22 protein-coding genes are annotated in these 23,309 nt (G+C 72.6%); 15 read left to right on the plus strand and 7 right to left on the minus strand.

Going from position 1 to position 23,309, the window contains the following annotated elements; all coding sequences use genetic code 11:
* Positions 1 to 19: 19 nt before the first annotated feature.
* Positions 20 to 1,132, minus strand: coding sequence for an oxidoreductase (locus FB157_RS09035; protein WP_186581418.1), 1,113 nt, complete (start codon positions 1,130 to 1,132; stop codon positions 20 to 22).
* A 186-nt stretch (positions 1,133 to 1,318) separates the two neighbouring features.
* Between FB157_RS09035 and FB157_RS09040 the strand changes: the two genes are divergently transcribed.
* The gene (locus FB157_RS09040) at positions 1,319 to 1,735 is read left to right on the plus strand and encodes an SsgA family sporulation/cell division regulator (protein ID WP_145877712.1); all 417 of its coding nucleotides are present in this window, start codon (positions 1,319 to 1,321) and stop codon (positions 1,733 to 1,735) included.
* Positions 1,736 to 1,750: 15 nt separating this feature from the next.
* Here FB157_RS09040 and FB157_RS09045 read toward each other — a convergent pair whose 3' ends face one another.
* Positions 1,751 to 2,584, minus strand: coding sequence for an isocitrate lyase/phosphoenolpyruvate mutase family protein (locus FB157_RS09045; protein WP_145877714.1), 834 nt, complete (start codon positions 2,582 to 2,584; stop codon positions 1,751 to 1,753).
* A gap of 361 nt (positions 2,585 to 2,945) precedes the next feature.
* Here FB157_RS09045 and FB157_RS09055 point away from each other — a divergent pair, with 361 nt between their 5' ends.
* The 3 genes from FB157_RS09055 to FB157_RS09065 all read left to right on the plus strand — a co-directional run bounded on the left by FB157_RS09055 (position 2,946) and on the right by FB157_RS09065 (position 6,685).
* Positions 2,946 to 4,571, plus strand: coding sequence for an ABC-F family ATP-binding cassette domain-containing protein (locus tag FB157_RS09055; RefSeq protein ID WP_145877716.1), 1,626 nt, complete (start codon positions 2,946 to 2,948; stop codon positions 4,569 to 4,571).
* A 135-nt stretch (positions 4,572 to 4,706) separates the two neighbouring features.
* Entirely contained in the window at positions 4,707 to 5,483 is a 777-nt protein-coding gene (ddaH, locus tag FB157_RS09060) for a dimethylargininase (protein WP_145877718.1), read from the plus strand.
* A gap of 227 nt (positions 5,484 to 5,710) precedes the next feature.
* Complete coding sequence (locus tag FB157_RS09065; protein WP_145877719.1) at positions 5,711 to 6,685, plus strand: acyl-ACP desaturase; 975 nt, start codon at positions 5,711 to 5,713, stop codon at positions 6,683 to 6,685.
* 135 nt (positions 6,686 to 6,820) lie between these two features.
* Here the strand turns inward: FB157_RS09065 and FB157_RS09070 are convergent, their stop codons facing one another.
* Positions 6,821 to 7,066: a WhiB family transcriptional regulator gene (locus FB157_RS09070; protein ID WP_145877721.1), complete on the minus strand. Its 246-nt coding sequence runs from the start codon at positions 7,064 to 7,066 to the stop codon at positions 6,821 to 6,823.
* A 337-nt stretch (positions 7,067 to 7,403) separates the two neighbouring features.
* On the opposite strand from FB157_RS09070, the gene FB157_RS09075 reads away from it, so the two are divergent.
* Positions 7,404 to 8,195 (plus strand): VOC family protein, encoded by a 792-nt coding sequence (locus FB157_RS09075; protein ID WP_145877723.1) that lies wholly within the window; start codon positions 7,404 to 7,406, stop codon positions 8,193 to 8,195.
* Positions 8,196 to 8,236: 41 nt separating this feature from the next.
* Here the strand turns inward: FB157_RS09075 and FB157_RS09080 are convergent, their stop codons facing one another.
* Entirely contained in the window at positions 8,237 to 9,277 is a 1,041-nt protein-coding gene (locus tag FB157_RS09080; protein ID WP_145877724.1) for a LacI family DNA-binding transcriptional regulator, read from the minus strand.
* 260 nt (positions 9,278 to 9,537) lie between these two features.
* On the opposite strand from FB157_RS09080, the gene FB157_RS09085 reads away from it, so the two are divergent.
* On the plus strand, positions 9,538 to 10,044 hold the full coding sequence (locus tag FB157_RS09085; protein WP_145877726.1) for a hypothetical protein: 507 nt from the start codon (positions 9,538 to 9,540) through the stop codon (positions 10,042 to 10,044).
* 90 nt (positions 10,045 to 10,134) lie between these two features.
* On the plus strand, positions 10,135 to 12,261 hold the full coding sequence (locus FB157_RS09090; RefSeq protein WP_145877729.1) for a HEAT repeat domain-containing protein: 2,127 nt from the start codon (positions 10,135 to 10,137) through the stop codon (positions 12,259 to 12,261).
* A gap of 187 nt (positions 12,262 to 12,448) precedes the next feature.
* Here FB157_RS09090 and ligD read toward each other — a convergent pair whose 3' ends face one another.
* Positions 12,449 to 13,468: a non-homologous end-joining DNA ligase gene (gene ligD, locus FB157_RS09095; RefSeq protein WP_145877731.1), complete on the minus strand. Its 1,020-nt coding sequence runs from the start codon at positions 13,466 to 13,468 to the stop codon at positions 12,449 to 12,451.
* Between the two features lie 74 nt (positions 13,469 to 13,542).
* Here ligD and FB157_RS09100 point away from each other — a divergent pair, with 74 nt between their 5' ends.
* The gene (locus FB157_RS09100) at positions 13,543 to 14,622 is read left to right on the plus strand and encodes an ATP-dependent DNA ligase (protein ID WP_145877733.1); all 1,080 of its coding nucleotides are present in this window, start codon (positions 13,543 to 13,545) and stop codon (positions 14,620 to 14,622) included.
* Between the two features lie 102 nt (positions 14,623 to 14,724).
* On the opposite strand, the gene FB157_RS09105 is transcribed toward FB157_RS09100, so the two are convergent.
* Positions 14,725 to 15,915, minus strand: a complete 1,191-nt coding sequence (locus FB157_RS09105; RefSeq protein ID WP_145877735.1) for a zinc-dependent alcohol dehydrogenase — start codon at positions 15,913 to 15,915, stop codon at positions 14,725 to 14,727.
* Positions 15,916 to 16,155: 240 nt separating this feature from the next.
* Here FB157_RS09105 and FB157_RS09110 point away from each other — a divergent pair, with 240 nt between their 5' ends.
* Positions 16,156 to 17,136, plus strand: coding sequence for a DUF3048 domain-containing protein (locus FB157_RS09110; protein ID WP_261386227.1), 981 nt, complete (start codon positions 16,156 to 16,158; stop codon positions 17,134 to 17,136).
* A gap of 12 nt (positions 17,137 to 17,148) precedes the next feature.
* Here the strand turns inward: FB157_RS09110 and FB157_RS09115 are convergent, their stop codons facing one another.
* Entirely contained in the window at positions 17,149 to 17,616 is a 468-nt protein-coding gene (locus FB157_RS09115; RefSeq protein WP_145877737.1) for a MarR family winged helix-turn-helix transcriptional regulator, read from the minus strand.
* A 181-nt stretch (positions 17,617 to 17,797) separates the two neighbouring features.
* Here FB157_RS09115 and FB157_RS09120 point away from each other — a divergent pair, with 181 nt between their 5' ends.
* The 6 genes from FB157_RS09120 to pcaD all read left to right on the plus strand — a co-directional run bounded on the left by FB157_RS09120 (position 17,798) and on the right by pcaD (position 23,153).
* Positions 17,798 to 18,553 (plus strand): CoA transferase subunit A, encoded by a 756-nt coding sequence (locus FB157_RS09120; RefSeq protein ID WP_145877739.1) that lies wholly within the window; start codon positions 17,798 to 17,800, stop codon positions 18,551 to 18,553.
* The gene (locus FB157_RS09125; RefSeq protein WP_145877740.1) at positions 18,553 to 19,197 is read left to right on the plus strand and encodes a CoA transferase subunit B; all 645 of its coding nucleotides are present in this window, start codon (positions 18,553 to 18,555) and stop codon (positions 19,195 to 19,197) included. Before FB157_RS09120 ends, FB157_RS09125 begins: the two co-directional genes overlap by 1 nt.
* A 74-nt stretch (positions 19,198 to 19,271) precedes the next feature.
* The gene (gene pcaH, locus FB157_RS09130; RefSeq protein ID WP_145877742.1) at positions 19,272 to 20,045 is read left to right on the plus strand and encodes a protocatechuate 3,4-dioxygenase subunit beta; all 774 of its coding nucleotides are present in this window, start codon (positions 19,272 to 19,274) and stop codon (positions 20,043 to 20,045) included.
* A gap of 8 nt (positions 20,046 to 20,053) precedes the next feature.
* A complete protein-coding gene (gene pcaG, locus FB157_RS09135; RefSeq protein ID WP_145877744.1) occupies positions 20,054 to 20,656 on the plus strand; it encodes a protocatechuate 3,4-dioxygenase subunit alpha in 603 nt (200 codons plus the stop codon).
* The gene (pcaB, locus tag FB157_RS09140; RefSeq protein ID WP_145877746.1) at positions 20,653 to 21,993 is read left to right on the plus strand and encodes a 3-carboxy-cis,cis-muconate cycloisomerase; all 1,341 of its coding nucleotides are present in this window, start codon (positions 20,653 to 20,655) and stop codon (positions 21,991 to 21,993) included. Before pcaG ends, pcaB begins: the two co-directional genes overlap by 4 nt.
* A complete protein-coding gene (pcaD, locus tag FB157_RS09145) occupies positions 21,990 to 23,153 on the plus strand; it encodes a 3-oxoadipate enol-lactonase (RefSeq protein ID WP_145877748.1) in 1,164 nt (387 codons plus the stop codon). Before pcaB ends, pcaD begins: the two co-directional genes overlap by 4 nt.
* The last annotated feature ends 156 nt before the right edge of the window (positions 23,154 to 23,309 follow it).

A 23,309-nucleotide genomic window follows, 5' to 3' on the forward strand; every position in this document is an offset into this window, starting at 1 on the left:
CGCGATCCGGCCGCCCGCATCAGCGCTCCAGCCGGGCCACCCGCCCCTTCTCGCCGGCCGCCCAGCAGCCGAGGTCGGGGGTGCAGGACACGGTGTCGTACGAGCCGGTGTCGATGGTCCGCCAGGTGCGGCCGCCGTCGGTGGTCAGGTCGGTGCCGGTGGGGCCGACGGCGAGGGCGGCGCCGCGGCTGTGCGGGAGCCAGGCGGCGCCGGAGCGGTAGGAGGGCGGCGGGGTCGCGGCGGGACGCCAGGTGCGGCCGCCGTCGTCGGTGACCGCGGCCGCCTGCGGCGAGGTCTGGTCGGGGCGGTAGTCGCCGCCGACCGCGAGTCCGTGGGTGCGGTCGCGGAAGGCGAGCGCGAAGACGCCCTTGGCCGGATCGCCCGCCGGAACGGGTGTGTCGGCGGCCGTCCAGGTCAGTCCGCGGTCGGCGGAGTGCAGCACGCGCGCGTGGGCGCCGCCGCCGGTCGCCAGCCAGACGTCCCGCGGCCCGGAGGTGACCAGACACTGGCCGCTCGCGGCGAAGCCGGCCTCGCCGTCCAGGGCGGCCGGCATGCCCTCGGCGGGCAGCACCCGCCAGGAACGGCCGCCGTCGCTGGTGGACAGGATGCGGAACCTGCCGTCGACGGGGTCGCTCATGGCGAGGCCGTGACGGCGGTCGAAGAAGGCGAGGCAGTCGTAGAAGGCCTTCGGGTCGGTGTTGCGGAAGGACTCCGTCCAGGTCGCGCCGCCGTCGTCGGTGCGGTAGACGCGGGAGGCCTCGCCCTCGCCGATGGCCAGCACCACCGCGCGCCGCGCGTCGAACGCCTCGACGTCCCGGAACTGCAGGTCGGCCGCGCCCGGCGGGGAGACGTTCCGCCAGCTCGCCCCGCCGTCGGTGGTGCGCAGCACGGTGCCCGCCGTACCGGCCAGCCAGGCGGTGTCACGGTCGACGGCTGCCAGACCGCGGAAGCGCACCTGCGGGGCGCCGCTGTTCTTCGCCTCCCAGTGCACGGTCCCCCGGCCTCCCTGACCGAGCTGTCCCGCCTCGGCGGCCGGCACCGTCAGCGCGGCCAGCGCCGCTCCGCACGCCACCCCCGCCGCCACCAGCCGGCCCGTCCGTCCCCTGCGTCGCGTGCTCCCCAAGCGCCTCATGGCGGGCGAAGCTAGCCCACCGCCCCGCCGCCGTCCAGAGGACCTCACGGCCACATCCCCGTGCATGAAAGCGGTGACCGAGGTCACTCGTTCCCGACGTGCACGCAATGGCCGATTCCATCGTCTCTTCCATTACCAGGCCTCACCCACCTGAAGTACGTCCAGCCGTCACGAGGGAGCAAGGCGTTGTCCACCGTCATCGAGCAGCCCGTAGAGGCCCGCCTCGTCGCCGCCGCACCGCGCATGCCGAGCATTCCCGCGAAGCTGCGCTACGACCGGAGCGACCCGTTCGCCGTCCGCATGACCTTCCCGGCCCCGGCCACCCTGGAGGGCGTCGAGGTCTGCTGGACCTTCTCCCGCGAGCTGCTCGCGGCCGGGCTGCACGGCCCGGAGGGCTTCGGTGACGTGCGCGTGCGGCCGTACGGCTACGACCGCACCGTGCTGGAGTTCCACGCACCCGAGGGCACCGCGATCGTGCACGTGCGCTCCGGCGAGATCCGGCGGTTCCTGCAGGCGACCGGCGACCTGGTGCCGGTCGGCCTGGAGCACCTGCAGCTGGACCTCGACCACGACCTGGACGAGCTGATGCGGGACGCCTGCTGACCTGCGCGAGACGCGCTACGCGCGCGTGAGCAACGCGTTCAGCCCGCCGTAGTCGAACCCGTCGGCCAGCGCCCCGTACGTCCCCTCCCGCAGCAGCTCCCGCGCGGCGCGGCGGACCAGGGCGTGGGCGGCCTGGGCCAGACTCGAGCCGGCGCTGATCCGGGCGACGCCGAGCGCGGCCAGTTCGGCGACCGGCGGCGCGCCGGGGCCGACCAGCACGTTGAGCGGCCCGTCGACGCCCGCCACGAGCACCTTGACCGTCTCCGGGTCGACGGCTCCCGGGACGAAGATCCCGTCCGCGCCCGCGGCCAGGAAGGCCGCCGCGCGTTCCAGGGTGAGGTCCACTCCCCCGGCGCCGCGCAGGAAGGTGTCGATCCGCGCGTTGACGAACAGCGGCAGGCCCGCCGAGTCGGCCGCCGCACGGGCAGCGGCGATGCGCTCCGCCTGCTCGGCGACCGGCCGCAGCGGCTCACCGCCCCCCTCATGGCGGGCGTCCTCGATGTTGACGCCGACCGCGCCGGCGGCGATCACCGCACGGACGGTGTCGGCGACGCCAGCGGCGTCCTCGGCGTAGCCGCCCTCGATGTCGGCGGTGACCGGGACCCGTACCGCGGAGACGACGCGGGCGACGGCCGCGAGCGCGCGGTCACGGTCGAGCCGGTCGCCGTCGGCGGTGCCCAGCGCCCAGGCCAGCCCCGCGCTGGTGGTCGCGACGGCGGCGGCGCCCGCCTGGACCACGACGGCCGCGCTGACCGGGTCCCAGGCGTTCGGCAGGACCAGAGGGCGGCCGGGCACGTGCAGTGCGCGGAAGGCGAGGGCGGAGTCGGCGAGCGGGTGCTGAAGCGTCATGCGGAGAAGTCAAACAGCCCCGGCGGGGCGGACGCTGGCAGAAATCCGACACCAGCGTGGGCCGCGCCGGGGGCATGGAAATCGGCCATTCGGAAGCGCGCATTAATCGCGTTGACAGTCTTTCCGGCCCCCTCCTACGGTGTACAGCGTTCCTGTTGCCGCCGATTGGAGAAGGACGTTGCTCGTCTGAGGTCCTGAGACACCGCGCTCACACCGGTGAGGTGTGCGTGGCGTTCGACCTCGGCGTTCGAGCCGTCCTCCGGCACAGGCCTTCTCTCCGTGCCCCAGGTTCTTCGGTTTCCGCCTCGCGGTGTCTCGACATGCGTTCGCCCACTCCGCACCCAGAAACCGCGAGGCCTGTATGTCTGCTTCCCTCACCTGCACGTCCCTGTCCTTCGCCTGGCCCGACGGCACCCCCGTCTTCGACGGCCTCGACATCGCCTTCGGCCCCGGCAGGACCGGGCTGGTCGGCGTCAACGGATCGGGGAAGTCCACCCTGTTGAAGCTGCTCGCCGGTGAAATCGTTCCTGCCGACGGCACCGTCAAGGTGACCGGCGAGGTCGGTTGTCTGCCGCAGAACGTCACGCTCGACACCACGCTCCGCGTCGACGAGGCCCTCGGCATCGCCGGCCGGCGGGCCGCCCTGCACGCCATCGAGGCCGGCGACGTGTCCGAGGCACACTTCGAGACCGTCGGCGACGACTGGGACGTCGAGGAGCGCGCCCTGGCCACGCTCGGTGAACTCGGCCTCGGCCACATCGGCCTGGACCGCACCGTCGGCGAGGTGTCCGGCGGCGAGTCGGTGCTGCTGCGCCTGGCCGCACTGCTGCTGCGCCGCCCGGACGTCCTGCTCCTCGACGAACCCACCAACAACCTGGACCTGTACGCGCGCCGGCGGCTGTACGCGGCCGTCGCCTCCTGGCCGGGCGTGCTGGTGGTCGTCAGCCACGACCGTGAGCTCCTGGAGCTGGTCGACCAGATCGCCGAGCTGCGCTCCGGGGAGGTCACCTGGTACGGCGGCAACTTCTCGGCCTACGAGAAGGCCCTCGCCGTGGAACAGGAGGCGGCCGAGCGGATGCTGCGGGTGGCCGAGGCGGACGTGCGCAAGCAGAAGCGCGAACTCGCCGACGCCCAGGTCAAGCTGGCCCGCCGCAAGCGGTACGGACAGAAGATGTTCGAGCAGAAGCGCGAGCCGAAGATCGTCATGGGCGCGCGCAAACGCGCCGCCCAGGAGTCCGCGGGCAAGCACCGCATCATGCACGAGGAGAAGCTCACCGAGGCCCGGGAGCGCCTGGACGACGCGGTGGAGGCCGTGCGGGACGACGACGAGATCCGCGTCGACCTGCCGTACACGGCCGTACCCCCCGGCCGGCAGGTGCTCACCCTGGAGAACCTGGAACTGGCCTACGGGGCGCGCGTCAAGGGGATCCTCGATCTGCGCGGCCCGGAGCGGATCGCCCTCGTCGGCCGCAACGGTGCGGGCAAGACGACACTGCTGCGGACCGTCGCCGGGGAGCTGGCCGCGGTGTCCGGCGAGGCGCGGGCGCACGTCCCGTTGCGGTTCCTGCCGCAACGGCTGGACGTGCTGGACGACACGCGCACGGTCGCCGAGAACGTGGCCCGGTTCGCGCCGGGCGCCACGAACAACAGGATCCGGGCGCGCCTGGCCCGCTTCCTGTTCCGGGGCGCACGGGCCGACCAGAACGCCGGGACGCTGTCCGGCGGCGAGCGCTTCCGGGCGGCCCTGGCCGCGCTGATGCTCGCCGAGCCCGCGCCCCAGCTGCTCCTGCTGGACGAGCCGACCAACAACCTCGACATGGCGAGCGTCCGGCAGCTGACCACGGCCCTGGAGTCGTACGAGGGTGCCCTGCTCGTCGCCAGCCACGACCTGCCGTTCCTGGAATCGATCGGCATCACCCGGTGGCTGCTGATGGAGGACGGAGAATTGAAGGAGACGACAGCGGAGTCGCTCGCCGATCCGGCCTAGCCGGACCGGCGGGGGTCTCAGCTGGGGCACAGCCTGACAACGAGGGTTTTGTCCAGGCCACCGTGCCCTGCATGATGGCGGACCGGCGCCGTGTCACGGGCGCCGGAGCCGCACCGCCGATACGAAAGGTCCCTCGTGCCCAGCAAGAAGGCCCTCGTCCGCCGCCCCAGCCCGCGCCTCGCCGAAGGCCTGGTGACACACATCGAGCGGGAGAAGGTCGACGTGGACCTCGCCGTCGAGCAGTGGGAGGCGTACGTCGGGGCGCTGGGCGAGCACGGCTGGAAGACGATCGAGGTCGATCCGGTCGAGGACTGCCCGGACTCGGTGTTCGTCGAGGACACCGTCGTCATGTACAAGAACGTCGCGTTGATCACCCGGCCCGGCGCCGAGTCCCGGCGCGCGGAGACCGCGGGCGTCGAGGAGGCCGTGGCCCGGCTCGGCTGCTCGGTGAACTGGATATGGGAGCCGGGCACTCTGGACGGCGGCGACGTCCTGAAGGTGGGTGACACGGTCTACGTCGGCCGGGGCGGGCGCACCAACGCGGCCGGGGTACAGCAGTTGCGCGCCGCCTTCGAACCGCTGGGCGCGCGCGTGGTCGCCGTACCGGTGAGCAAGGTGCTGCACCTGAAGTCGGCGGTCACCGCGCTGCCGGACGGGACGGTCGTCGGGCACATCCCGATGGTGGACCGGCCGTCGCTCTTCCCGGGGTTCCTGTCGGTGCCGGAGGAGTCCGGCGCGCACGTGGTGCTGCTCGGCGGCCACAAGCTGCTCATGGCGGCGAGCGCCCCGAAGACGGCGGAACTGCTCACCGATCTCGGCCACGAGGTGGTCACGGTGGACATCAGCGAGTTCGAGAAGCTCGAGGGGTGTGTGACGTGCCTCTCGGTGCGTATGCGGGAGCTGTACGCCTGATCGGGTGATCCGTGACTCCGGCAGCCCTGGGACCTGCGCATCCCGGGGCTGTTTGGCATGCCCTCGAAAAGCCGGGCCGTAGCCGCTGATCAGCGATCTTTACAACGAACTTAACCTACGGCTTCGTAACCTACGGATTCGTAGCCTACGATCTCGTAGGTTTCCGGCGCCGCTCGCCGGACCGTCCCCCGTCTCTCCCCCTTGTACGGCGTCCCCCTGGAGTTCCTGTGACGATCACCTCCCCTCACCTCGGCAGCCCGTCCGTGTGGACCGACGCGCGGCTGCTGTACGCGCTGGAGGAAGTGGTCGAGAAGGAGCTGAACCGGCATCTGAACGTCGCCAAGGACTGGATGCCGCACGAGTACGTGCCCTGGAGCGACGGCCGTAACTTCCCCGGCCTGTTCGAGGACGGCGAGGCCTGGGCCAAGGAACACTCCAAGGTGACGGAGATCGGCCGCATCGCCCTCGTCGTCAACCTCCTGACCGAGGACAACCTGCCCAGCTACCACCACGAGATCGCCTCGCTCTTCGGCCGTGACGGCGCCTGGGGCACCTGGGTGCACCGCTGGACGGCCGAGGAGGGCCGGCACGGCATCGTGATGCGTGACTACCTGCTCACCTCGCGCGCGGTGGACCCGGACAAGCTGGAGCAGTTCCGCATGTCGCACATGAGCGAGGGCTTCGAGTCCGACAACCGGCACTCGATGCTGCACTCGATCGCCTACGTCGCCTTCCAGGAGCTGGCGACCCGCATCTCGCACCGCAACACCGGTCACCAGTCCGGCGACCCGGTCTGCGACCGCATGCTGGCGCGCATCGCGACCGACGAGAACCTGCACATGGTCTTCTACCGCAACCTGCTGAAGGCCGCCTTCGAACTCGCTCCCGACCTGACCATGCAGGCGGTCCGCGACGTCGTGGTCAACTTCCGCATGCCCGGCCACGGCATCCCCGGCTTCGAGCGGGCCGCCGCGCAGATGGCGATCGGCGAGGTCTACAACCTGCGCATCCACCACGACGACGTCCTTCAGCCCGTGCTGCGCTTCCTGAAGATCATGGAGATCGACGGCCTCGGTCCGGAGGGCGCCCAGGCACAGGAGGAACTCGGCCTCTTCATGGGCGGCCTGGACTCGGAGGCTGCCAAGTTCGACGAGAAGCTGGCGGCCCGCAAGGCGCGGATGGCGGCACGCGCCGCGGGCTGAGCGGCGCTCGGGCCGTCGCCCGCGGTGGGTGTCGTTGCCACGCACGGCCCGGTCAGGGCGACATGCGGACCGGCCAGTGCGACGCGCGGGCCGGTCAGTGCGACGTGCGGCCCGGTCGGGGGAAGTACCGACCGGTCAGGGGGAGGTACGGCGCAGGGCGAGGCGCTCCTTCTCGGAGAGGCCGCCCCAGACCCCGAAGCGCTCGTCGTTGGTGAGCGCGTAGTCGAGACAGGCGGAGCGCATCTCGCACATGGCGCAGATGCGCTTCGCCTCGCGCACCGAGCTGCCGGGCTCGGGGAAGAAGAAGTCCGCCCCGGTCTGCGCGCACAGAGCCTGCGCCTGCCAGGCGGTGTCGGCCGGGGTGATCGTGTCGATGTGCATGTCCAGGATCGTGCCGGGCGGCGAAAAACGTTCGATCAACGCCGGGTCAACGGCGCGGCCGTGCCCCGTGCCGCCCGTTGATGCTCCGCCGGAGCCCTGGGCCGCCCCGATGATGCTCCGGGTGCAGACGCCCGCGCACGGCGGCGCGCGGAAGGGGTGTGAAAACCCGGAGAACCTGGCGCGGCCCCCAGGGTGACCGGGGGCATCGGTCCGGCGCGCGGCGGCGCTCCGGCAGCGGTTGTCAGTGGGCGGTGCCAGACTCGGCAGTGCAGAGGACGGGACCCGATTCCGGACGCCCCCTTCAAGGGTTTCCGGACCCCTTTCAAGGAGGGCGAAGATGCTCACCACCCGTTTCGTCAACGGCGCTCCGAACTGGATCGACGTCGGCACCCCCGACCTCGACGGCGCCCTCGCCTTCTACGGCGGGCTGTTCGGCTGGCAGTTCCAGTCGGCGGGGCCGGACGCCGGCGGCTACGGCTTCTTCCAGCTGGGCGGCAGGACCGTCGCCGGCGGCATGCAGACCGGACCCGACCAGGGGCCGCCGGCCTGGACGGTGTACTTCCAGAGCGAGGACGCGCAGGCCACGGCCAAGGCGGCCGAACAGGCACACGGCAGCGTGCTGTTCCAGCCCCTGGACGTGATGGGCCAGGGGCACATGGCGGTCCTCGCCGACCAGGCGGGTGTGCCGTTCGGCATCTGGCAGCCCGGGCAGACCAAGGGCGTGGACGCGGCGAACGAACCGGGCGCGCTGTGCTGGGTCGAGCTGTACACGCCGGACATCGCGGCGGCCGCCGCGTTCTACCAGAGGGTCCTGGGTCTGGAGACCTCGGCCGTGCCGTTCCCGGGCGGCACGTACACCTGTGTGAACCCGGGCGGTGCCGGTGAGGACTCGATGTTCGGCGGGATGGTCCCGCTGGCCGACGACCCGACGGAGGCCGAGGCGGGCGCGTACTGGCTGCCGTACTTCGAGGTCGAGGACACCGACGCCGTGGTCGAGAAGGCGCGGCAGCTCGGCGGCACGGTGCGTATGCCGGCGACGACCATGGAGGGCGTCGGCAGGATGGCCAAGCTCGCCGACCCGTACGGCGTCCGCTTCGCGGTGATCAAGAGCGAGCCGCCGCAGGGCTGAGGCGCGGACGTGCGCACCGGGGCCGGGCGGACGCGGTGACCCTAGGCGGACGCGCGCCGTATCAGGGTCGTCGGCAGGACGACGCTGGAGGCGGCCGCGTCCGCCGGGGCCGCGTCGCGTGTCCGGCCGGCCAGGCCGCTCAGCAGGAGACGGGCCATCAGCCGGCCCATCTCCTCGATGTCCTGACGGACCGTCGTGAGCGGTGGATCGGCCTCTTCGGCGATGGGGAGCACGTCGTCGAAGCCGATCACGGCCACGTCGTCCGGCACGCGCCGGCCCCGCTCGCGCAGCACGCGCAGGGCGCCGAGCGCGGTGAGGTCGTTGGCGGCGAACACCGCGTCCACGTCCGGGCAGCGGTGGAGCAGTTCCCGCATGGCGCGCTCGCCGCCGCCCGGGGTGAAGTCGCTCTCCACGACGAGCCGGGGGTCGGCGTCGCCCACCACGTCACGGTAGCCGTCGAGCCGGTCCACCGCCGAGGTCTGGTCCAGCGCGCCGGTGATGTGCGCTATCCGGCTGCGGCCGAGGTCCACGAGGTGGCGTACGGCCGCCCGGGCACCGCCCCGGTTGTCGCTGTCGACGTACACCGGACCGGGAGTGCCGTCGCTCCAGTCGGGGCGGCCGCCGAACACGGTGGGCACACCCGCGTTCCGGATCAGGCCGGGCAGCGGGTCGTCGAGGTGGAGGGAGAAGACGAGCGCGCCGTCGACATGGCCACCGGCGAGATAACGGGCCACCCGGGCGTGGTCGGCGCGGCCCTCGGTCAGCAGCAGCACGAGCTGGTTGTCGTGGGCCGTCAGTTCCTTGCTGATGCCGCGCAGTTGCAGCGCGAAGAAGGGGTCGGCGAAGACCCGGGCCTCGGGTTCGGCGATGACGACGGCGACGGCGTCGTGCCGCTTGGTGACCAGGCTGCGTGCGGCCTGGTTGGGCACGTATCCGAGTTCCTCGACCGCCTGCCGGACCCGTTCGGCCAGGGGCTCTCTGACCCCGTCGCCGCCGTTGACGACCCGGGACACGGTGGCCCGGGACACCCCGGCCCGCGCGGCCACGGCCTCCAACGTGGGACGCGACACTGCCTCGGTCACTTCGGGACTCCTCATCGGCGGCTGGCGATCAGGATAACCGCGGTGCGCTGGGGCCGTCGGGGTGGGAAAAGGGGTTGCTCTCCAGCATCTCGCCAGGTGAAGGTCGCCGGACGAAGATGCGAAAGGCTCATGCCGGCTGGGCGCCCCGAGACACGGCTCGTGCCCTACGCACGACTGCCGCGCACGTACCGCGACCGGCACATCGTCCACAGGGCCGGGCGACCGGCACGTTCCGCGTGGGAGACGGCTTCGAACACCTCATGACCGACCGGGCGGGAGACCTCTGGGCCGGCTACTTCGACGAGGGCATCCACGGCGACGCGTTGAGCGCGCCCGGCCTGCGCCGCTGGAGCATCACGGGCGAACCCCTGTGGTCCTACAGCCCGGTGCCCGACGCGGGGTGGATCGACGACTGCTACGCCTTGAACGTGGCCGGGCGCACCGCCTGGGTGTGCCCGTACAACCGCTTCCCGCTCATCGAGGTGAACGAGGCCCGGGTCGTGCGGGTACGACAGAACCCGGTGCGGGGTGCGAACGGGCTCGCCGTCCTGGGCGAACGGGCGGTGTTCTTCAGCGGATACGGCGACGACCGCAACCGGCTCGTCGACTGCCGTCTGACGGAGACCTCCGTGGCACCGGTGGCCGAGAGCCGCCTGGTCCGCCCCGACGGCGGCCGGCTCGGCCGGCGCCGGATCGTCTCCCGTGGCTCCCGGATCCATGTGCAGGTCAAACCGTTCACCGAGTGGTTCGTGTTCGACCTCGCGTGAGGGTTGTCCACAGGCCCGGCCCGTTGTCGGTGGCGTGCGGCATCCTGTGATCAGTGGCGGAACACGCGCCATGAACCACGGGAGGGCTGGATGTTCAGGGGGATCGACGACGTCGACTGGGCGTCGATGGGGCACGCGTACACGGAATCGGCTTCCGACGTGCCGGAGTTGCTGTGGGGATTGGCGTCGGACGACCCGGAGCGCCGGGAGATCGCGCTGGACGGCATGTACGGCGCGGTGCACCACCAGGGGGACGTGTACGACAGCACGGTCGCCTGCGTCCCGTTCCTGTTCGAGCTGGTCGCCAACCCGTCGATCGCCGACCGGGGTGCGGTGATCGGCCTGCTGTGCAGCATCGCCCACGCTTCGGACGAGGACGAGGACGAGTGGGACGCGGAGGAGGCCGAGGCCTTCGCCGGGTTCGACGAGGACGAACACGAGGAATGGCTGCGGCACTTCTTCGTGGCGCGTGACCTGGTCCGGGAGCGGGCCGGGGACTTCCTCGGACTGCTCGCCGATCCCGACCCCGGCGTGCGGGCCGCCGTGCCGGGTGCGCTGGCGCGGCTGCACCCGGACCCGGTGCGGGTGTTCCGCGCCCTGCGCGACCGGGTGCCGGCGGAGACCGACCCGGAGGCCGCCCGGTCCCTGGCGCGCGCCCTCGGCACGCTGGCCGGACGGCACCCCGGCGAGCTGGGTGCCGCGGCGGTCCGGATGCTGAAGGATCTCGTCTCCGGTACCCCCGACCCCCAGGTGCGGATGACGGCACTGGCCCGGCTGGCGCGCAGCGCGCCCGGCGAACTGCCACCGGACACCGCCGAGATCGCGCTGGACGTGATGCGGCTGGCCCGAGAGGCGGACGAGCTGGGCCCGCCGCCCGCCGCGCCCGAGCGGCCACGCACGGACACCCTGATCTCCCATGTGCGCGAGCTGCACGCGGAGCACCGCCGCAGCCTGGACCTGGACGAGGCGGCGGACCTGCTCCAAGAGCTGCACACGGAGCTGCGCGACCGGGTCGACCTGCGCTTCCCGCTCCTCGTCGGCCAGTTGGGCAGCCCCAGTCCGCGCCAGCGCAGGCACGCCGTCGGCATGGCGGGACGGCTGCTGACCGGGTGGCGGGCTCCCGACGACGAACCGGTCCTGGCGCTCGCCCGGCTGCTGGCCGACGACGATCTGCGGCTGCAGAAGGAGGTGCTGTCGGAACTGCGGTATCTCGCACCGGTGGCACACCGGGTGTCCGAGGGGGTGGCGGCGTACGTCGAGAGCTGGGAGGGCCGCCCGCTGGAGAGCGGCACGGCCTTCCGGGACATGGCCCTCGGCATGGCCTTCGAGGTGCTGGCGCTGCAGGGCGACGCGCGGATCGTGCCGGCGCTCACCCATGTGCTCGAAGTGGTCGAGCTGCCCGAGAAGCTGTCCCGGTGGCTCGAGGCACTCGGCCCCGAGGCGGCGGCTCCGCTCGGCCCCGTGCTCCACGACCGGCTGGCCCGGCTGGACCACCGCGCACCGTCCGCGGAGCTGGACGGCCTCGTCGAGGCCCTGGGCACACTTCGGCACGCCGGGTCGGTGCCCCTGCTGACCCGCATCCTGGCGGGTACCGAGCACTTCCGGACGACACGGGAGGTCCTGGAGGCCCTCTCCGCCTACGGCCCCGAGGCTGCCGAAGCAGCCCCGCTGGTACGGCGGCTGTGGGAGGACGACACCCTCGCGGACGAACACCGCATCCATGTCGCACACGCCCTGTGGGCCCTGACGGGCGAGGCCGAGGCGGTGCTCCCCGTCGTCCACGAGGGCCTGCGGTCGCGGTCCTGGAGCCCGTGGTACGCGGCCCTGCGGCTGACCGAGTCCCTGGGCCGGTCCGGTGCCGCGCTCGCACCCACGTTGCGCGGGATGATCGCGGACGGCCACACGCCCGCCCGGGCGGCCGTCGGCCTGTGGCAGGTCACCGGGGAGACGGAGGAGGCGCTCCCCGTGCTCCTGAGCGAGTGGTCGGCCACGCCCGCCCAGCGTCCCGCCATGGCCGGCTGCCTGGCCGGCATGGGCCCGGCGGCCGCACCGGCGCTGCCGCTGATACGCACGGAGCTGGCCTCGCCCCGCCGTCACAACAACGACGACTCCACCGGCAACATGCGCTACGACGTTCCCACCGACGTGGCCCTGCAGCAGGACTGCCGGCGCGTGCTGGCCGGGTTCGGGGAGCGGATCGAAGCCCCGGTTCGCTAGGTCCTGTCGTCAAATTCCCGTCGTCGCCCGAAGGGCGGCCTCGCGGCGTCTGGTGCGTGCTCTCGGCGTGCCGGGCGGAAGTCCTCGTACTGGACGTACTTGGGCTTTCGCCCGGTGCGGCGAGAGTGCGTGCCAGGCGTCGTGGGGCAGACGGGAATTTGACGACAGGGCCTAGCGCCGGGCCGGGTCAGGAGTCCTGCTCGGGACGGGCCCGGCTCGGCTGGACCCGCTTGGGCTCGCCCGGCATCTTCGGGTACTCCGGCGGGTACGGCAGGTCGCCCAGGCCGTGCTCGTGTTCGTCGCGGCGGGCCAGTTCGAGGAGGGCGTCGAGGGAGTAGGCGTGGTCGTCCATGTCGGCGTGCACGTCGCCGAGTTCGGCGAAGCGGGCCGGCATGGTGGCGAGGTCGAAGTCGCGGGGGTGGGCCACGCCGACCTCGTCCCAGTTCAGGGGCGCGGAGACGGGGGCGTTCGGGCGGGGGCGGACGGAGTAGGCGGAGGCGATGGTGCGGTCGCGGGCGGTCTGGTTGTAGTCGAGGAAGATGCGCTCGCCGCGCTCCTCCTTCCACCACTTGATCGTGACCTGGTCGGGCATCCGGCGTTCCATCTCCCGGCCGACCGCGATCGCGGCGCGCCGCACCTGGGTGAAGGTCCAGCGCGCTTCGATGGGCACGAAGACGTGCAGGCCGCGGCCGCCCGAGGTCTTGGGCCAGCCGCGCAGGCCGCCGAACTCGTCGAGGACGGCGCGTAGTTCGTGGGCGGCACGGGCGGCGTCGTCGTAGTCGGTGCCGGGCTGCGGGTCGAGGTCGATGCGGAGTTCGTCGGGATGGTCGACGTGGGTGCGGCGCACCGGCCAGGGGTGGAAGGTGAGCGTGCCGTACTGGGCGGCCCACACCACGGCGGCCTCCTCGGTGGGGCACATCTCGTCGGCGCTGCGGCCGCTGGGGAAGGTGATGTGAGCGGTGGGGATCCAGTCGGGCATGCCCTTGGGTGCGCGCTTCTGGTAGAACCACTCACCGTCGACGCCGTCCGGGTAGCGCTGGAGGGTGGTGGGGCGGTCGCGCAGGGCGCGCAGGATGCCGGGGCCGACGGCGGCGTAGTACTGGGCGACGTCCAGCTTGGTGAATCCGCGCTCCGGGAAGAAGACCTTGTCGGGGCTGGACAGCCGTACGGTCCGGCCGGCCACGTCCAGTTCCACCGCTTCACCCATGCGGCCACGGTAGGCGCACCCGGCACACCCCGCACACCGGGCGTCAGCTGATGTATGCGAGCAGAATCGGACGCATGGATCTGCCGGTGATGCCGCCCGTGAAGCCGATGCTCGCCAAGTCGGTGGCGAAGATCCCGCCGGGCATGCACTACGAGGCGAAGTGGGACGGGTTCCGCGCGATCGTGTTCCGGGACGGGCCCGAGGTCGAGCTGGGAAGCCGCACCGGGAAGCCGCTGACCAGGTACTTTCCGGAGCTGGTCGCGGCGTTGAAGGAGCGGGTGCCGCAGCGGTGCGTGCTGGACGGGGAGATCGTGATCGCGCGGGGCGGGCGGCTGGACTTCGACGCGCTGACCGAGCGGATCCATCCGGCGGACTCGCGGGTGCGGATGCTTGCCGAGAGGACCCCGGCCTCCTTCGTGGCGTTCGACCTGCTGGCGCTGGACGACCACGCCTTGCTCGACGTGCCGCTGACCGACCGGCGGGCCCTGCTGGAGCGGGCGCTGTCCGGCGTGAGCGCGCCGGTGCATCTGGCGCCGGCGACGACCGACGGGGAGACGGCGCAGCGGTGGTTCGAGCAGTACGAGGGCGCCGGTCTGGACGGGGTCGTCGCCAAGCCGCTCGATCTGCGCTATCTGCCGGACGAACGGGTCATGTTCAAGATCAAGCACGAGCGGACCGCGGATGTGGTCGTGGCGGGCTACCGGTTCCACAAGAGCGGACCGGTGGTGGGCTCGCTGCTGCTGGGCCTGTACGACGACCGGGGTGCCCTGCAGCACGTGGGTGTGTCGGCGGCCTTCGCCATGAAGAAGCGCGCCGAGCTGGTCGAGGAGCTGGAGCCGCTGCGGATGGACGACGCGGCCGGGCACCCATGGGCGGCGTGGGGCGACGAGGCGGCGCACGAGACGGCGCGGCTGCCGGGGGCACCGAGCCGCTGGTCGGGCAAGAAGGACCTGTCCTGGGTGCCGATCCGGCCGGAGCGGGTCGCCGAGGTGGCCTACGACCACATGGAGAACGGCGCCCGTTTCCGGCACACCGCCCGCTTCCGCCGCTGGCGCCCGGACCGGACACCGGAGAGCTGCACCTACGCGCAGCTGGAGGAGCCGGTGCGCTACGACCTCGCGGAGATCCTCGGGGTACGGGAGGACGGCTCCTAGGTCTCCTGGGTCCGGCCCGCGACGGCCTTCGGGGCACCGGCGCCGCCGGACACGCCGCCGCCCGCGTGGTCGGTCACTGCACGCCGGACACCCGGATGCCGCTCAGGGCTGCATCAGGATCTTGATCGCGCCGTCCTGCTTGTGCTGGAACATCTCGTACGCGGCCGGTGCCTCGTCGAGCGGCAGACGGTGCGTGGCGAAGTCCTCCACGCCGAGCGGGTCCTCGTCCGTGAGGTAGGGCATGATCGCGTCGGTCCACCGGCGCACGTTGGCCTGCCCCATCCGAATCTGGATCTGCTTGTCGAACAGGGTGAGCATCGGGATCGGGTCGGCCGTGCCGCCGTAGACACCGACGAGGGAGAGTGTGCCGCCCCGCCGGACCAGGTCGATGGCCAGGTGGAGAGCGCCGAGCCGGTCGACACTGAAGCGTTCCGCGAGCGGAAGGCCCAGCTTGCGGGGCAGCATCGCGGACGCCTGCTGGGCGAGCCGGGCAGCGGCGCTGCCGTGAGCCTCGGTCCCGACGGCGTCGATGACGGCGTCCGGGCCGCGGCCGTCGGTCTGATCGCGGATCGCGGCGACCAGCTCCTTCTCGTCGTCGAAGGCCCTGAGGTCATACGTCCGCACACCGCGCCGGCTCGTCCGGCCGAGCCGCTCGGACACCAGGTCGACGCCGAACACCCGCTCGGCGCCCCGGGCCAGCGCGACCCGGCAGGCCATGTCGCCGATCGGGCCGAGGCCGAGGACGGCGAGGCTGCCGCCGGGCGGGACGGACGCGTACTCGACGGCCTGCCAGGCGGTGGGCAGCACGTCCGAGAGGTAGACGAACCGGTCGTCCGGCGGGCCCTCGGGCACCTTGATCGGGCCGAACTGCGCCTGCGGAACGCGCAGGTATTCGGCCTGTCCGCCCGGCACGGCGCCGTACAGGCGTGTGTAGCCGAACAGGGCGGCACCCATGCCCTCGCCCGTGACCTGGGTCGTCTCGCACTGGGTGGGCAGCCCGGTCAGGCACATCCAGCAGTCTCCGCAGGCGATCTGGAACGGGACCACCACCCGGTCGCCCGCGGCGAGGTCCGGCACCCCGGGACCGACCTCCTGGACGATGCCCATCGGTTCGTGGCCGAGGATGTCACCCGGGGTCATGAACGGGGTGAGCACCTCGTACAGATGCAGATCCGAGCCGCACAGGCCGCTGGACGTGATGCGAATGACCGCGTCGGTGGGCTGTTCGATTCGCGGGTCGGGCACGTTCTCCACCCGCACGTCCCGCCTGCCCTGCCAGGTGACTGCCTTCATGGGGTCACGCTCCCTTGCTCGCGTGCGCGCCGGTTCCCTGGCGCGTCCGGTTCGCGGTGGCGCCCGGGTACCCGCGCATGCCGCGACGAACACCTGCGCCGCCCGGTGGACCGGACCGCCCGGGCCGCGCCGCGGACTCGATCGGCCCCCGGAACGCGCAGGACCGGAACCGACCAGGGATGGCCCGCGATGACCTGATGAGCACACAATCGACATATACGAACGGGGGCAGCGGTGGCCATAGGACGCAGCGCGCGCACACGACGTACGGCACTGACGGCGGCTCTGGCCGCCATCACGATGACGGTCTCCCTGACGACCGGCTGCACACGGCACGGCCCGGCCGACGACGCCCACGCTCCGCACCGGACCGCGTCGCCCACCGGTCCGGCCGTATCCGCGGACGGCTCGCTGCTCGCCGTGAAGATCGACAACGTGCCGGCGGCCCGCCCGCAGACGGGACTCGACGCGGCGGACGTCGTGTACGCGGAGCAGGTCGAGGGCGGCCTGAGCCGCCTGATGGCGGTGTACGCCACCACCCTCCCCAAAACGGTCGGCCCGGTGCGCAGCGCCCGCGAGTCCGATCTGGAGCTGCTGCGCCAGTTCGACGAACCGACGCTGGCGTTCTCCGGAGCCCAGCGCAAGCTGCTGCCGCTGATCCACCAGGCCCCCGTGCGGGCCGAGTCGCCCGACGAGGCCACGGACGCCTACTACCGGGGCACCGACAGGGCCGCGCCGCACAACCTGTATCTGCATCCCGCCCGGCTGCTGCCCTCCGCGCCCGGCAAGACCGCGCTGACCACCGGTTTCCACTACGGTCCTGCACCCTCCGGCGGCACCCCCGAGTCCGCGCGGACGGTGCGATATCCGTCGGCGCGCTTCACCTTCACCTGGTCCGCGGGGCGAAGCGGCTGGCTGGTCGCGATGGACGGCACGCCCACGGTGACGACCGACGGTGGACGGCCGGCGCCGGCGACGGTCGTCGTGCAGTACGTACGGATCCGTGCGTCGCGCTATCACGACACACTCGGCAACACGACGCCGTACACCGAGACCGTCGGCTCCGGAAAGGCCGAGGTGCTGCGGGACGGCCGGTCCTTCGACGCCACCTGGTCCCGGCCGTCCGCCGCGGACGGCACGGCGTTCACCGCGGCGGACGGCAGCCCGCTGAACTTCGCCGCCGGCCAGGTGTGGGTGGTGTTCGCCGAGGCCCGCTCCTGACCGGGCCGCTGTTCAGCTCGGCCGGGCGGCCGGCGACTCGGCCGGGTTGCGCAGGTTCTCGGCGGCGTCCGCGACCCTGCGCATCAGGTCGAAGAAGACGGTCTGCTCCTCGGGGGAGAGCGGGGCGAGGAAGACCTGGTTCATCCGCGCGGTGCGCACGGTCAGCTTGCGGTGGACGCGCAGCCCCTCGTCGGTGAGGCGGAGCAGGAAGCGGCGGCCGTCCTGCGGGTCGCGGACCTTGTGCAGCAGCTCGCGGCGGGTGAGCCTGCTGATGACCTCGGCGATGGTCGAGCGGTCCAGGCCGACCCGCTCCCCCACGGTCCGCTGGTCCAGACCCGGCTCGGCGACGAGTGCGTTCAGCACCGCGAACTGCGGTGAGGTGATCTCCTCGGAGACCATGGTGTTCCACAGCAGGTGGTGCGCCTGCTGGAGCCGCCGGGCCAGGTGCCCGGGATGGGTGGCGAGGTCCGCCGCGGCCATGCGCGCCCCCCTGGTCGATTCGTTGGTGCACTGAACGATACTCGCCGAGGGCCATGCATGTCTGCACGAGGAATCCGCTGCACTGCAAGGTCTTGACGGTTCTGATGCCCGCTGGCAGCGTGAGGAGCGTCTCGCCGAAATACTCAGTACACTGATTAATTGCAGAGATGAGGCTTCACGGATGGACAAGGTGGTCGCCACGGCCCTGGAGGCGGTGGCCGATGTGCCGGACGGCGCGTCCCTCGCGGTCGGCGGCTTCGGGCTGAGCGGCGTGCCGAACGTACTGATCCAGGCGCTGTACGAGCGCGGCACGACCGGTCTGGGCGTGGTGTCGAACAACTGCGGTGCGATGGAGTCCGGCCTCGCGGTGCTGCTGGCCGCCGGCCGGATCGCCCGGGTGACCGGCTCCTACATCGGCGGCAACAAGGAGTTCGCCCGCCAGTACCTGTCCGGCGAACTGGAGGTCGAACTGATCCCGCAGGGCACGCTCGCCGAGCGGCTGCGCGCGGGCGGCGCCGGGATCCCCGCCTTCTACACCCCGGCGGGCGTGGGCACACAGGTCGCCGAGGGTGGGCTGCCGTGGCGGTACGACGGTGCGGGCGGGGTCGCACTCGCCTCGCCACCGAAGGAGGTCCGGGAGTTCGACGGCTCGGAGTACGTCCTCGAGCGGGCCATCCGCACCGACTTCGCGCTGGTCCGCGCCGCCAGGGGCGACCGGCACGGCAACCTCGTCTTCGGCAAGTCCTCCCGGAACTTCAACCCCCTTGCCGCGATGGCCGGCCGGGTGACCGTCGCCGAGGTGGAGGAGCTGGTGGAGCCCGGGGAGATCGACCCGGACGCGGTGCACCTGCCCGGCGTCTTCGTGCAGCGCGTGGTGGCGCTGACCCCCGAGCAGGCGGCGGACAAGAAGATCGAGCAGCGGACGGTGAGGTCCTGATGGCGTGGACACGCGAGGAGATGGCCGGCCGGGCGGCCCGCGAACTGAAGGACGGCCAGTACGTCAACCTCGGCATCGGCCTGCCGACGCTGATCCCGAACCATCTGCCGCCGGGCGTCGAGGTGGTCCTGGAGTCGGAGAACGGCATCCTGGGAACCGGCCCGTACCCCGCCGAGGACGAGGTCGACCCGGACCTGATCAACGCCGGCAAGGAGACCGTGACGGTCCTGCCGGGCGCCTCCTACTTCGATTCGGCCCTGAGCTTCGCGATGATCCGGGGCGGGCACATCGACGTGGCCGTGCTGGGCGCGATGCAGGTGTCCGCGTGCGGCGACCTGGCCAACTGGGCGGTCCCGGGGAAGCTGGTCACCGGGATCGGCGGGGCGATGGACCTGGTGCACGGCGCCCGTACGCTCGTCGTCGTCATGACGCACACGGCGAAGGACGGTTCCCCGAAGATTCTGGAACAGTGCACGCTGCCGCTCACGGGCAAGGCGTGTGTGAACCGAGTCGTCACGGATCTGGCGGTACTGGACGTCACGGATGCGGGGCTCCTCCTGGTGGAGACCGCGCCGGGAGTGACCGTTGAAGACGTCGTCACCAGGACCGGCGCCGAACTGACCATCGGGGAGCACGTGCTGTGAACCCGGTCCCCCGTCATGGCTCCGACACCGGTGGGGCCACCCCCGAACGCCAAGGAAGCGTCAGGTATCCCCCGATGACTCTCACCCAGCAGGACATCGACCGCGAGATCGCGGCGGAGCACGCCGCGTACGAGAAGCGGGTCGCCGACGGAGCACCCGTCGAGCACCACCCGCGCCGTGACTACGCGCCCTACCGCTCCTCCCTGCTCCGCCACCCCAAGCGGCCCCTGGTCGCCATCGACACCCGCCAGGACCCCGAACTGGTGGAACTGCACTCCCCCGCCTTCGGGGAGCGCGACCTCGGCGACATCGACAACGACCTCACCCGGCAGCACACCGGAGAGCCGGTCGGCGAGCGGATCACGGTGTCGGGACGGCTCCTGGACCGTGCCGGACACCCGGTCCGCGGCCAGCTGGTCGAGATCTGGCAGGCCAACTCGGCCGGCCGCTACGCCCATCGGCGCGAGCAGCACGACGCCCCGCTCGATCCCAACTTCACCGGCGTGGGCCGCACCCTCACGGACGCCGAGGGCCGCTACCGCTTCACCACCGTCCGGCCCGGCCCCTACCCCTGGCGCAACCACGTGGGCGCCTGGCGCCCGGCGCACATCCACTTCTCGGTCTTCGGTACGGCGTTCACCCAGCGGCTGGTGACGCAGATGTACTTCCCGAACGACCCGCTGTTCCCGTACGACCCGATCCTGCAGTCCGTGACGGACGACGCGGCCCGGCAACGGCTGGTCGCCGCCTACGACCACGCCCTGTCGGTGCCGGAGTTCTCCCTCGGCTACCACTGGGACATCGTGCTGGACGGCCCGGCCGCCACCTGGATCGAGGAAGGACGCTGACGGAAGCGATGACGAAGACCGACACGAGCGGCCCGCAGGGCGTGCCGCCCACCCCCTCCCACACGGTCGGCCCCTTCTACGGGTACGCGCTGCCGTTCCGCGGCGGCGAGGACATCGCGCCCCTGGGGCACCCCGACACGGTCACCGTGCACGGGTACGTCCTCGACGGCGAGGGCGACCCGCTTCCGGACGCCCTCGTCGAGCTGTGGGGGCCGCGCCCCGACGGCACCGTCCCGCAGGTGGACGGCTCCATCCGGCGGGACCCGGCGACCGGTGTCTGTCCGGGCCGCAACGGCGTGGAGTTCACCGGCTGGGGCCGCGTCCAGACCGACGCGAACGGCCACTGGTACGCGCGGACGCTGCGACCCGGCGCACGTGGGCGGAGCGCCCCGTACCTGAGCGTGTGCGTCTTCGCGCGCGGTCTGCTCGTGCACCTGTTCACCCGGATCTACCTGCCGGGCGACGAGGCCGCGCTCGCCGCGGACCCGCTGCTCACCCGGGTGGGCGGCCGGCGTGACACGCTGATCGCCGGCGACGAGGGCGGCAGCACCTACCGTTTCGACATCCGCCTTCAGGGAGAAGGCGAGACGGTCTTCCTGGAGTTCCAGTGACATCTGCGTCCCCGCCGTACGCCGACACGGGTCTGCTCGCCCCCGAGTGGGGGCTGTCCGAGGCCGCCTCCGAGACCGGCGATCACGCCTATCTGCGGGCCCTGCTCGACGCCGAAGCCGCGCTGACCCGGGCGCAGGCCGCGCTCGGGCTCGCTCCGGCGGAGGCCGCGGAGGCGGTGACCGAGGCGGCCGTCCCGGCGAACTTCGGCATCCGTTCGCTGGCGGCCCGCACCCCGGCGGGCGGCAACCCGGTCATCCCGCTGATCGCCGACCTGACGGCGGCGGTCGGCGAGGAGTACGGCCCGTACGTCCACCGTGGTGCGACCAGCCAGGACATCATGGACACTGCGACGATGCTGGTCGCCGTACGCACCCTGGGGCCGGTCCTCGCCGACCTCGGCCGCACCGAGCGGGCGTTGGCCGGGCTCGCGGCGGAGCACCGCGGCACGCCACTGCCCGGTCGCACGCTCACCCAGCACGCCGTACCCACGACGTTCGGGCTGAAGGCGGCCGGCTGGCGCTCGCTGGTCCTGGACGCACGCGACCGCCTCACCCGGGTACGGGACTCGCTTCCTGCCCAACTCGGAGGTGCGGCCGGCACCCTGGCGGCATTCCAGGCGTACGGAGCCCAGGACGCGGACGCGCTGACGAGGGCCTACGCCCGCGAAGCCGGGCTCGCCGCACCGGCGTTGCCCTGGCACACGCTGCGCACGCCCGTCGCCGACCTGGCCGGCTGTCTGGCCTTCACCGCGGGGGCGCTGGGCAAGCTCGCCGTGGACGTGCTGACGCTGTCCCGCACCGAGGTCGGCGAGGTGAGCGAGGGCAGCGGTGGCAGCTCCTCCGCCATGCCGCACAAGGCGAACCCGGTGCGCTCCACGCTCCTCGCCGCGGCCGCCCGGCGCGCCCCGCAGCTCGCGGCCACCCTGTACGGCTCCCTGGCGGCCGAGGACGAGCGGCCGGCCGGTGCCTGGCACGCCGAGTGGGAGCCGCTGCGCGACCTGCTGCGCCTGACGGGCGGTGCCGCCGAGCACGCTGCCGAGCTGACGGAGGGGCTGCGGGTGCACCCCGCCGCGATGCGCCGGAACCTGGACACGACCCGGGGTCTGATCGTCTCCGAGCGGCTGTCCGCCGCCCTGACACCCGTCCTCGGCCGGGCACGGGCCAAGGAACTGCTGACCGAACTGGCCCGCCGCGCCCACGAGGAGGACCGCTCACTGCATGAACTCCTCGCGGAGGAAGAGGAGTTGAAGGAGGTCGAACTGGGCGCCCTCGCCGACCCCGCCCACTACACCGGATTCGCCGGTGCCCTCACCGACCGTGCCCTGGAGCGACGTTGACCGTGAAACTCCTCAACCACCTGGAAGAAGGCCCGGCCTCCGCTCCCCCGCTGCTGCTCGGCCCGTCGCTCGGCACCTCCTACGCCCTGTGGGACGCGGTCGCGCCCGAGCTGTCGACCACGCACCGGGTGGTGCGCTGGGACCTGCCGGGGCACGGTGGTTCGGCGCCGGACCTGATCGGGCCGGGTGCCACCGTCGGCGACCTCGCCGCGCTGGTGCTGGCGCTCGCCGACACGCTCGGCATCGAGCGGTTCGCCTATGCGGGCGTGTCGCTGGGCGGAGCGGTCGGCCTGCACCTGGCCACGCACCACCCCGACCGGCTGACCTCGCTGGCCGTCATCTGCTCCTCCGCGCACTTCGGCGGCGGCGCGCCCTGGCGGGAGCGGGCCGAGCGGGTGCGCCGGGAGGGCCTGGAGTGGCTGGTCGAGAGCGCCGACGCGCGGTGGTTCACGCCCGGCTTCACCGTGCCGCGGCTGGTGCGGGACCACCGGGAGGCCGACCCGGAGGCGTACGCCGCCTGCTGCGACGCGCTGGCCGCGTTCGACCTGCGCGACCGGCTCGCCGACATCGCCGTACCGGCCCTGCTCGTTGCGGGCCGGCAGGATCCGGCGACGCCGCCCGCGCATCTGCGGGAGATCGCGGACGCGGTGCCCGCGGCCGCGCTCGTGGAGCTGCCCGGGGCCTCGCACCTCGCGCCCGCGCAGTGCCCGCAGGCCGTCCTGACCGCCCTGCGCACCCAGCTGACCGGGCCCCCGGCGAGCGGGGCGGCGGTGCGCCGGGAGGTGCTGGGCGATGCGCACGTCGACCGGGCACAGGCCCGGCAGACCCCGTTCACGGCGCGGTTCCAGGACTTCGTCTCCCGCTACGCCTGGGGCGAGATCTGGACCGACCCGACCCTCTCGCGCCGCGAGCGCAGCATGATCACGCTGACCGCGCTGGTCGCGCACGGCCACTACGCCGAGCTGGCGATGCATGTCCGGGCTGCGCGGCGGAACGGGCTGACGCCGGAGGAGATCGGGGCGGTGCTGCTGCAGACAGCGGTGTACTGCGGGGTGCCCGCGGCCAACTCGGCGTTCGCGACGGCCCAGCGGGTGCTCGCCGAGGAGGACCGGCAGGACGAGGACGGGAAGGACGAGGACGGGACGCCCGGCCAAGGGTGACCCTGCCGGCCGTCGGACTCCCCTCCGCGCGGCGACGCCCGGCGCGCGCCTAGGGGGTTCGTTTGGGTCAGCCCGGGTCCGTGACGCCCGGCACGGCACCTCGTCGCGTTGTCGGACCACCCGGGTACGCCCAGTACGCGGGTGCTCCTCCGCCTT

Origin of the sequence: Streptomyces sp. BK340, from assembly GCF_007827595.1 — a bacterium.
Lineage (GTDB): Bacteria > Actinomycetota > Actinomycetes > Streptomycetales > Streptomycetaceae > Streptomyces.

Bases quoted from the DNA above. Each gene is read 5' to 3' on its own strand.
- FB157_RS09100 (WP_145877733.1), top strand. From the start codon at position 13,543: ATGGATCTGCCGGTGATGCCGCCCGTGAAGCCGATGCTCGCCAAGTCG.
- FB157_RS09090 (WP_145877729.1), top strand. From the start codon at position 10,135: ATGTTCAGGGGGATCGACGACGTCGACTGGGCGTCGATGGGGCACGCG.
- FB157_RS09125 (WP_145877740.1), top strand. From the start codon at position 18,553: ATGGCGTGGACACGCGAGGAGATGGCCGGCCGGGCGGCCCGCGAACTG.
- FB157_RS09035 (WP_186581418.1), bottom strand. From the start codon at position 1,132: ATGAGGCGCTTGGGGAGCACGCGACGCAGGGGACGGACGGGCCGGCTG.
- FB157_RS09085 (WP_145877726.1), top strand. From the start codon at position 9,538: ATGACCGACCGGGCGGGAGACCTCTGGGCCGGCTACTTCGACGAGGGC.
- pcaG (WP_145877744.1), top strand. From the start codon at position 20,054: ATGACGAAGACCGACACGAGCGGCCCGCAGGGCGTGCCGCCCACCCCC.
- FB157_RS09075 (WP_145877723.1), top strand. From the start codon at position 7,404: ATGCTCACCACCCGTTTCGTCAACGGCGCTCCGAACTGGATCGACGTC.
- FB157_RS09070 (WP_145877721.1), bottom strand. From the start codon at position 7,066: ATGCACATCGACACGATCACCCCGGCCGACACCGCCTGGCAGGCGCAG.
- ligD (WP_145877731.1), bottom strand. From the start codon at position 13,468: ATGGGTGAAGCGGTGGAACTGGACGTGGCCGGCCGGACCGTACGGCTG.
- FB157_RS09120 (WP_145877739.1), top strand. From the start codon at position 17,798: ATGGACAAGGTGGTCGCCACGGCCCTGGAGGCGGTGGCCGATGTGCCG.
- FB157_RS09045 (WP_145877714.1), bottom strand. From the start codon at position 2,584: ATGACGCTTCAGCACCCGCTCGCCGACTCCGCCCTCGCCTTCCGCGCA.
- FB157_RS09105 (WP_145877735.1), bottom strand. From the start codon at position 15,915: ATGAAGGCAGTCACCTGGCAGGGCAGGCGGGACGTGCGGGTGGAGAAC.
- pcaH (WP_145877742.1), top strand. From the start codon at position 19,272: ATGACTCTCACCCAGCAGGACATCGACCGCGAGATCGCGGCGGAGCAC.
- FB157_RS09115 (WP_145877737.1), bottom strand. From the start codon at position 17,616: ATGGCCGCGGCGGACCTCGCCACCCATCCCGGGCACCTGGCCCGGCGG.
- FB157_RS09055 (WP_145877716.1), top strand. From the start codon at position 2,946: ATGTCTGCTTCCCTCACCTGCACGTCCCTGTCCTTCGCCTGGCCCGAC.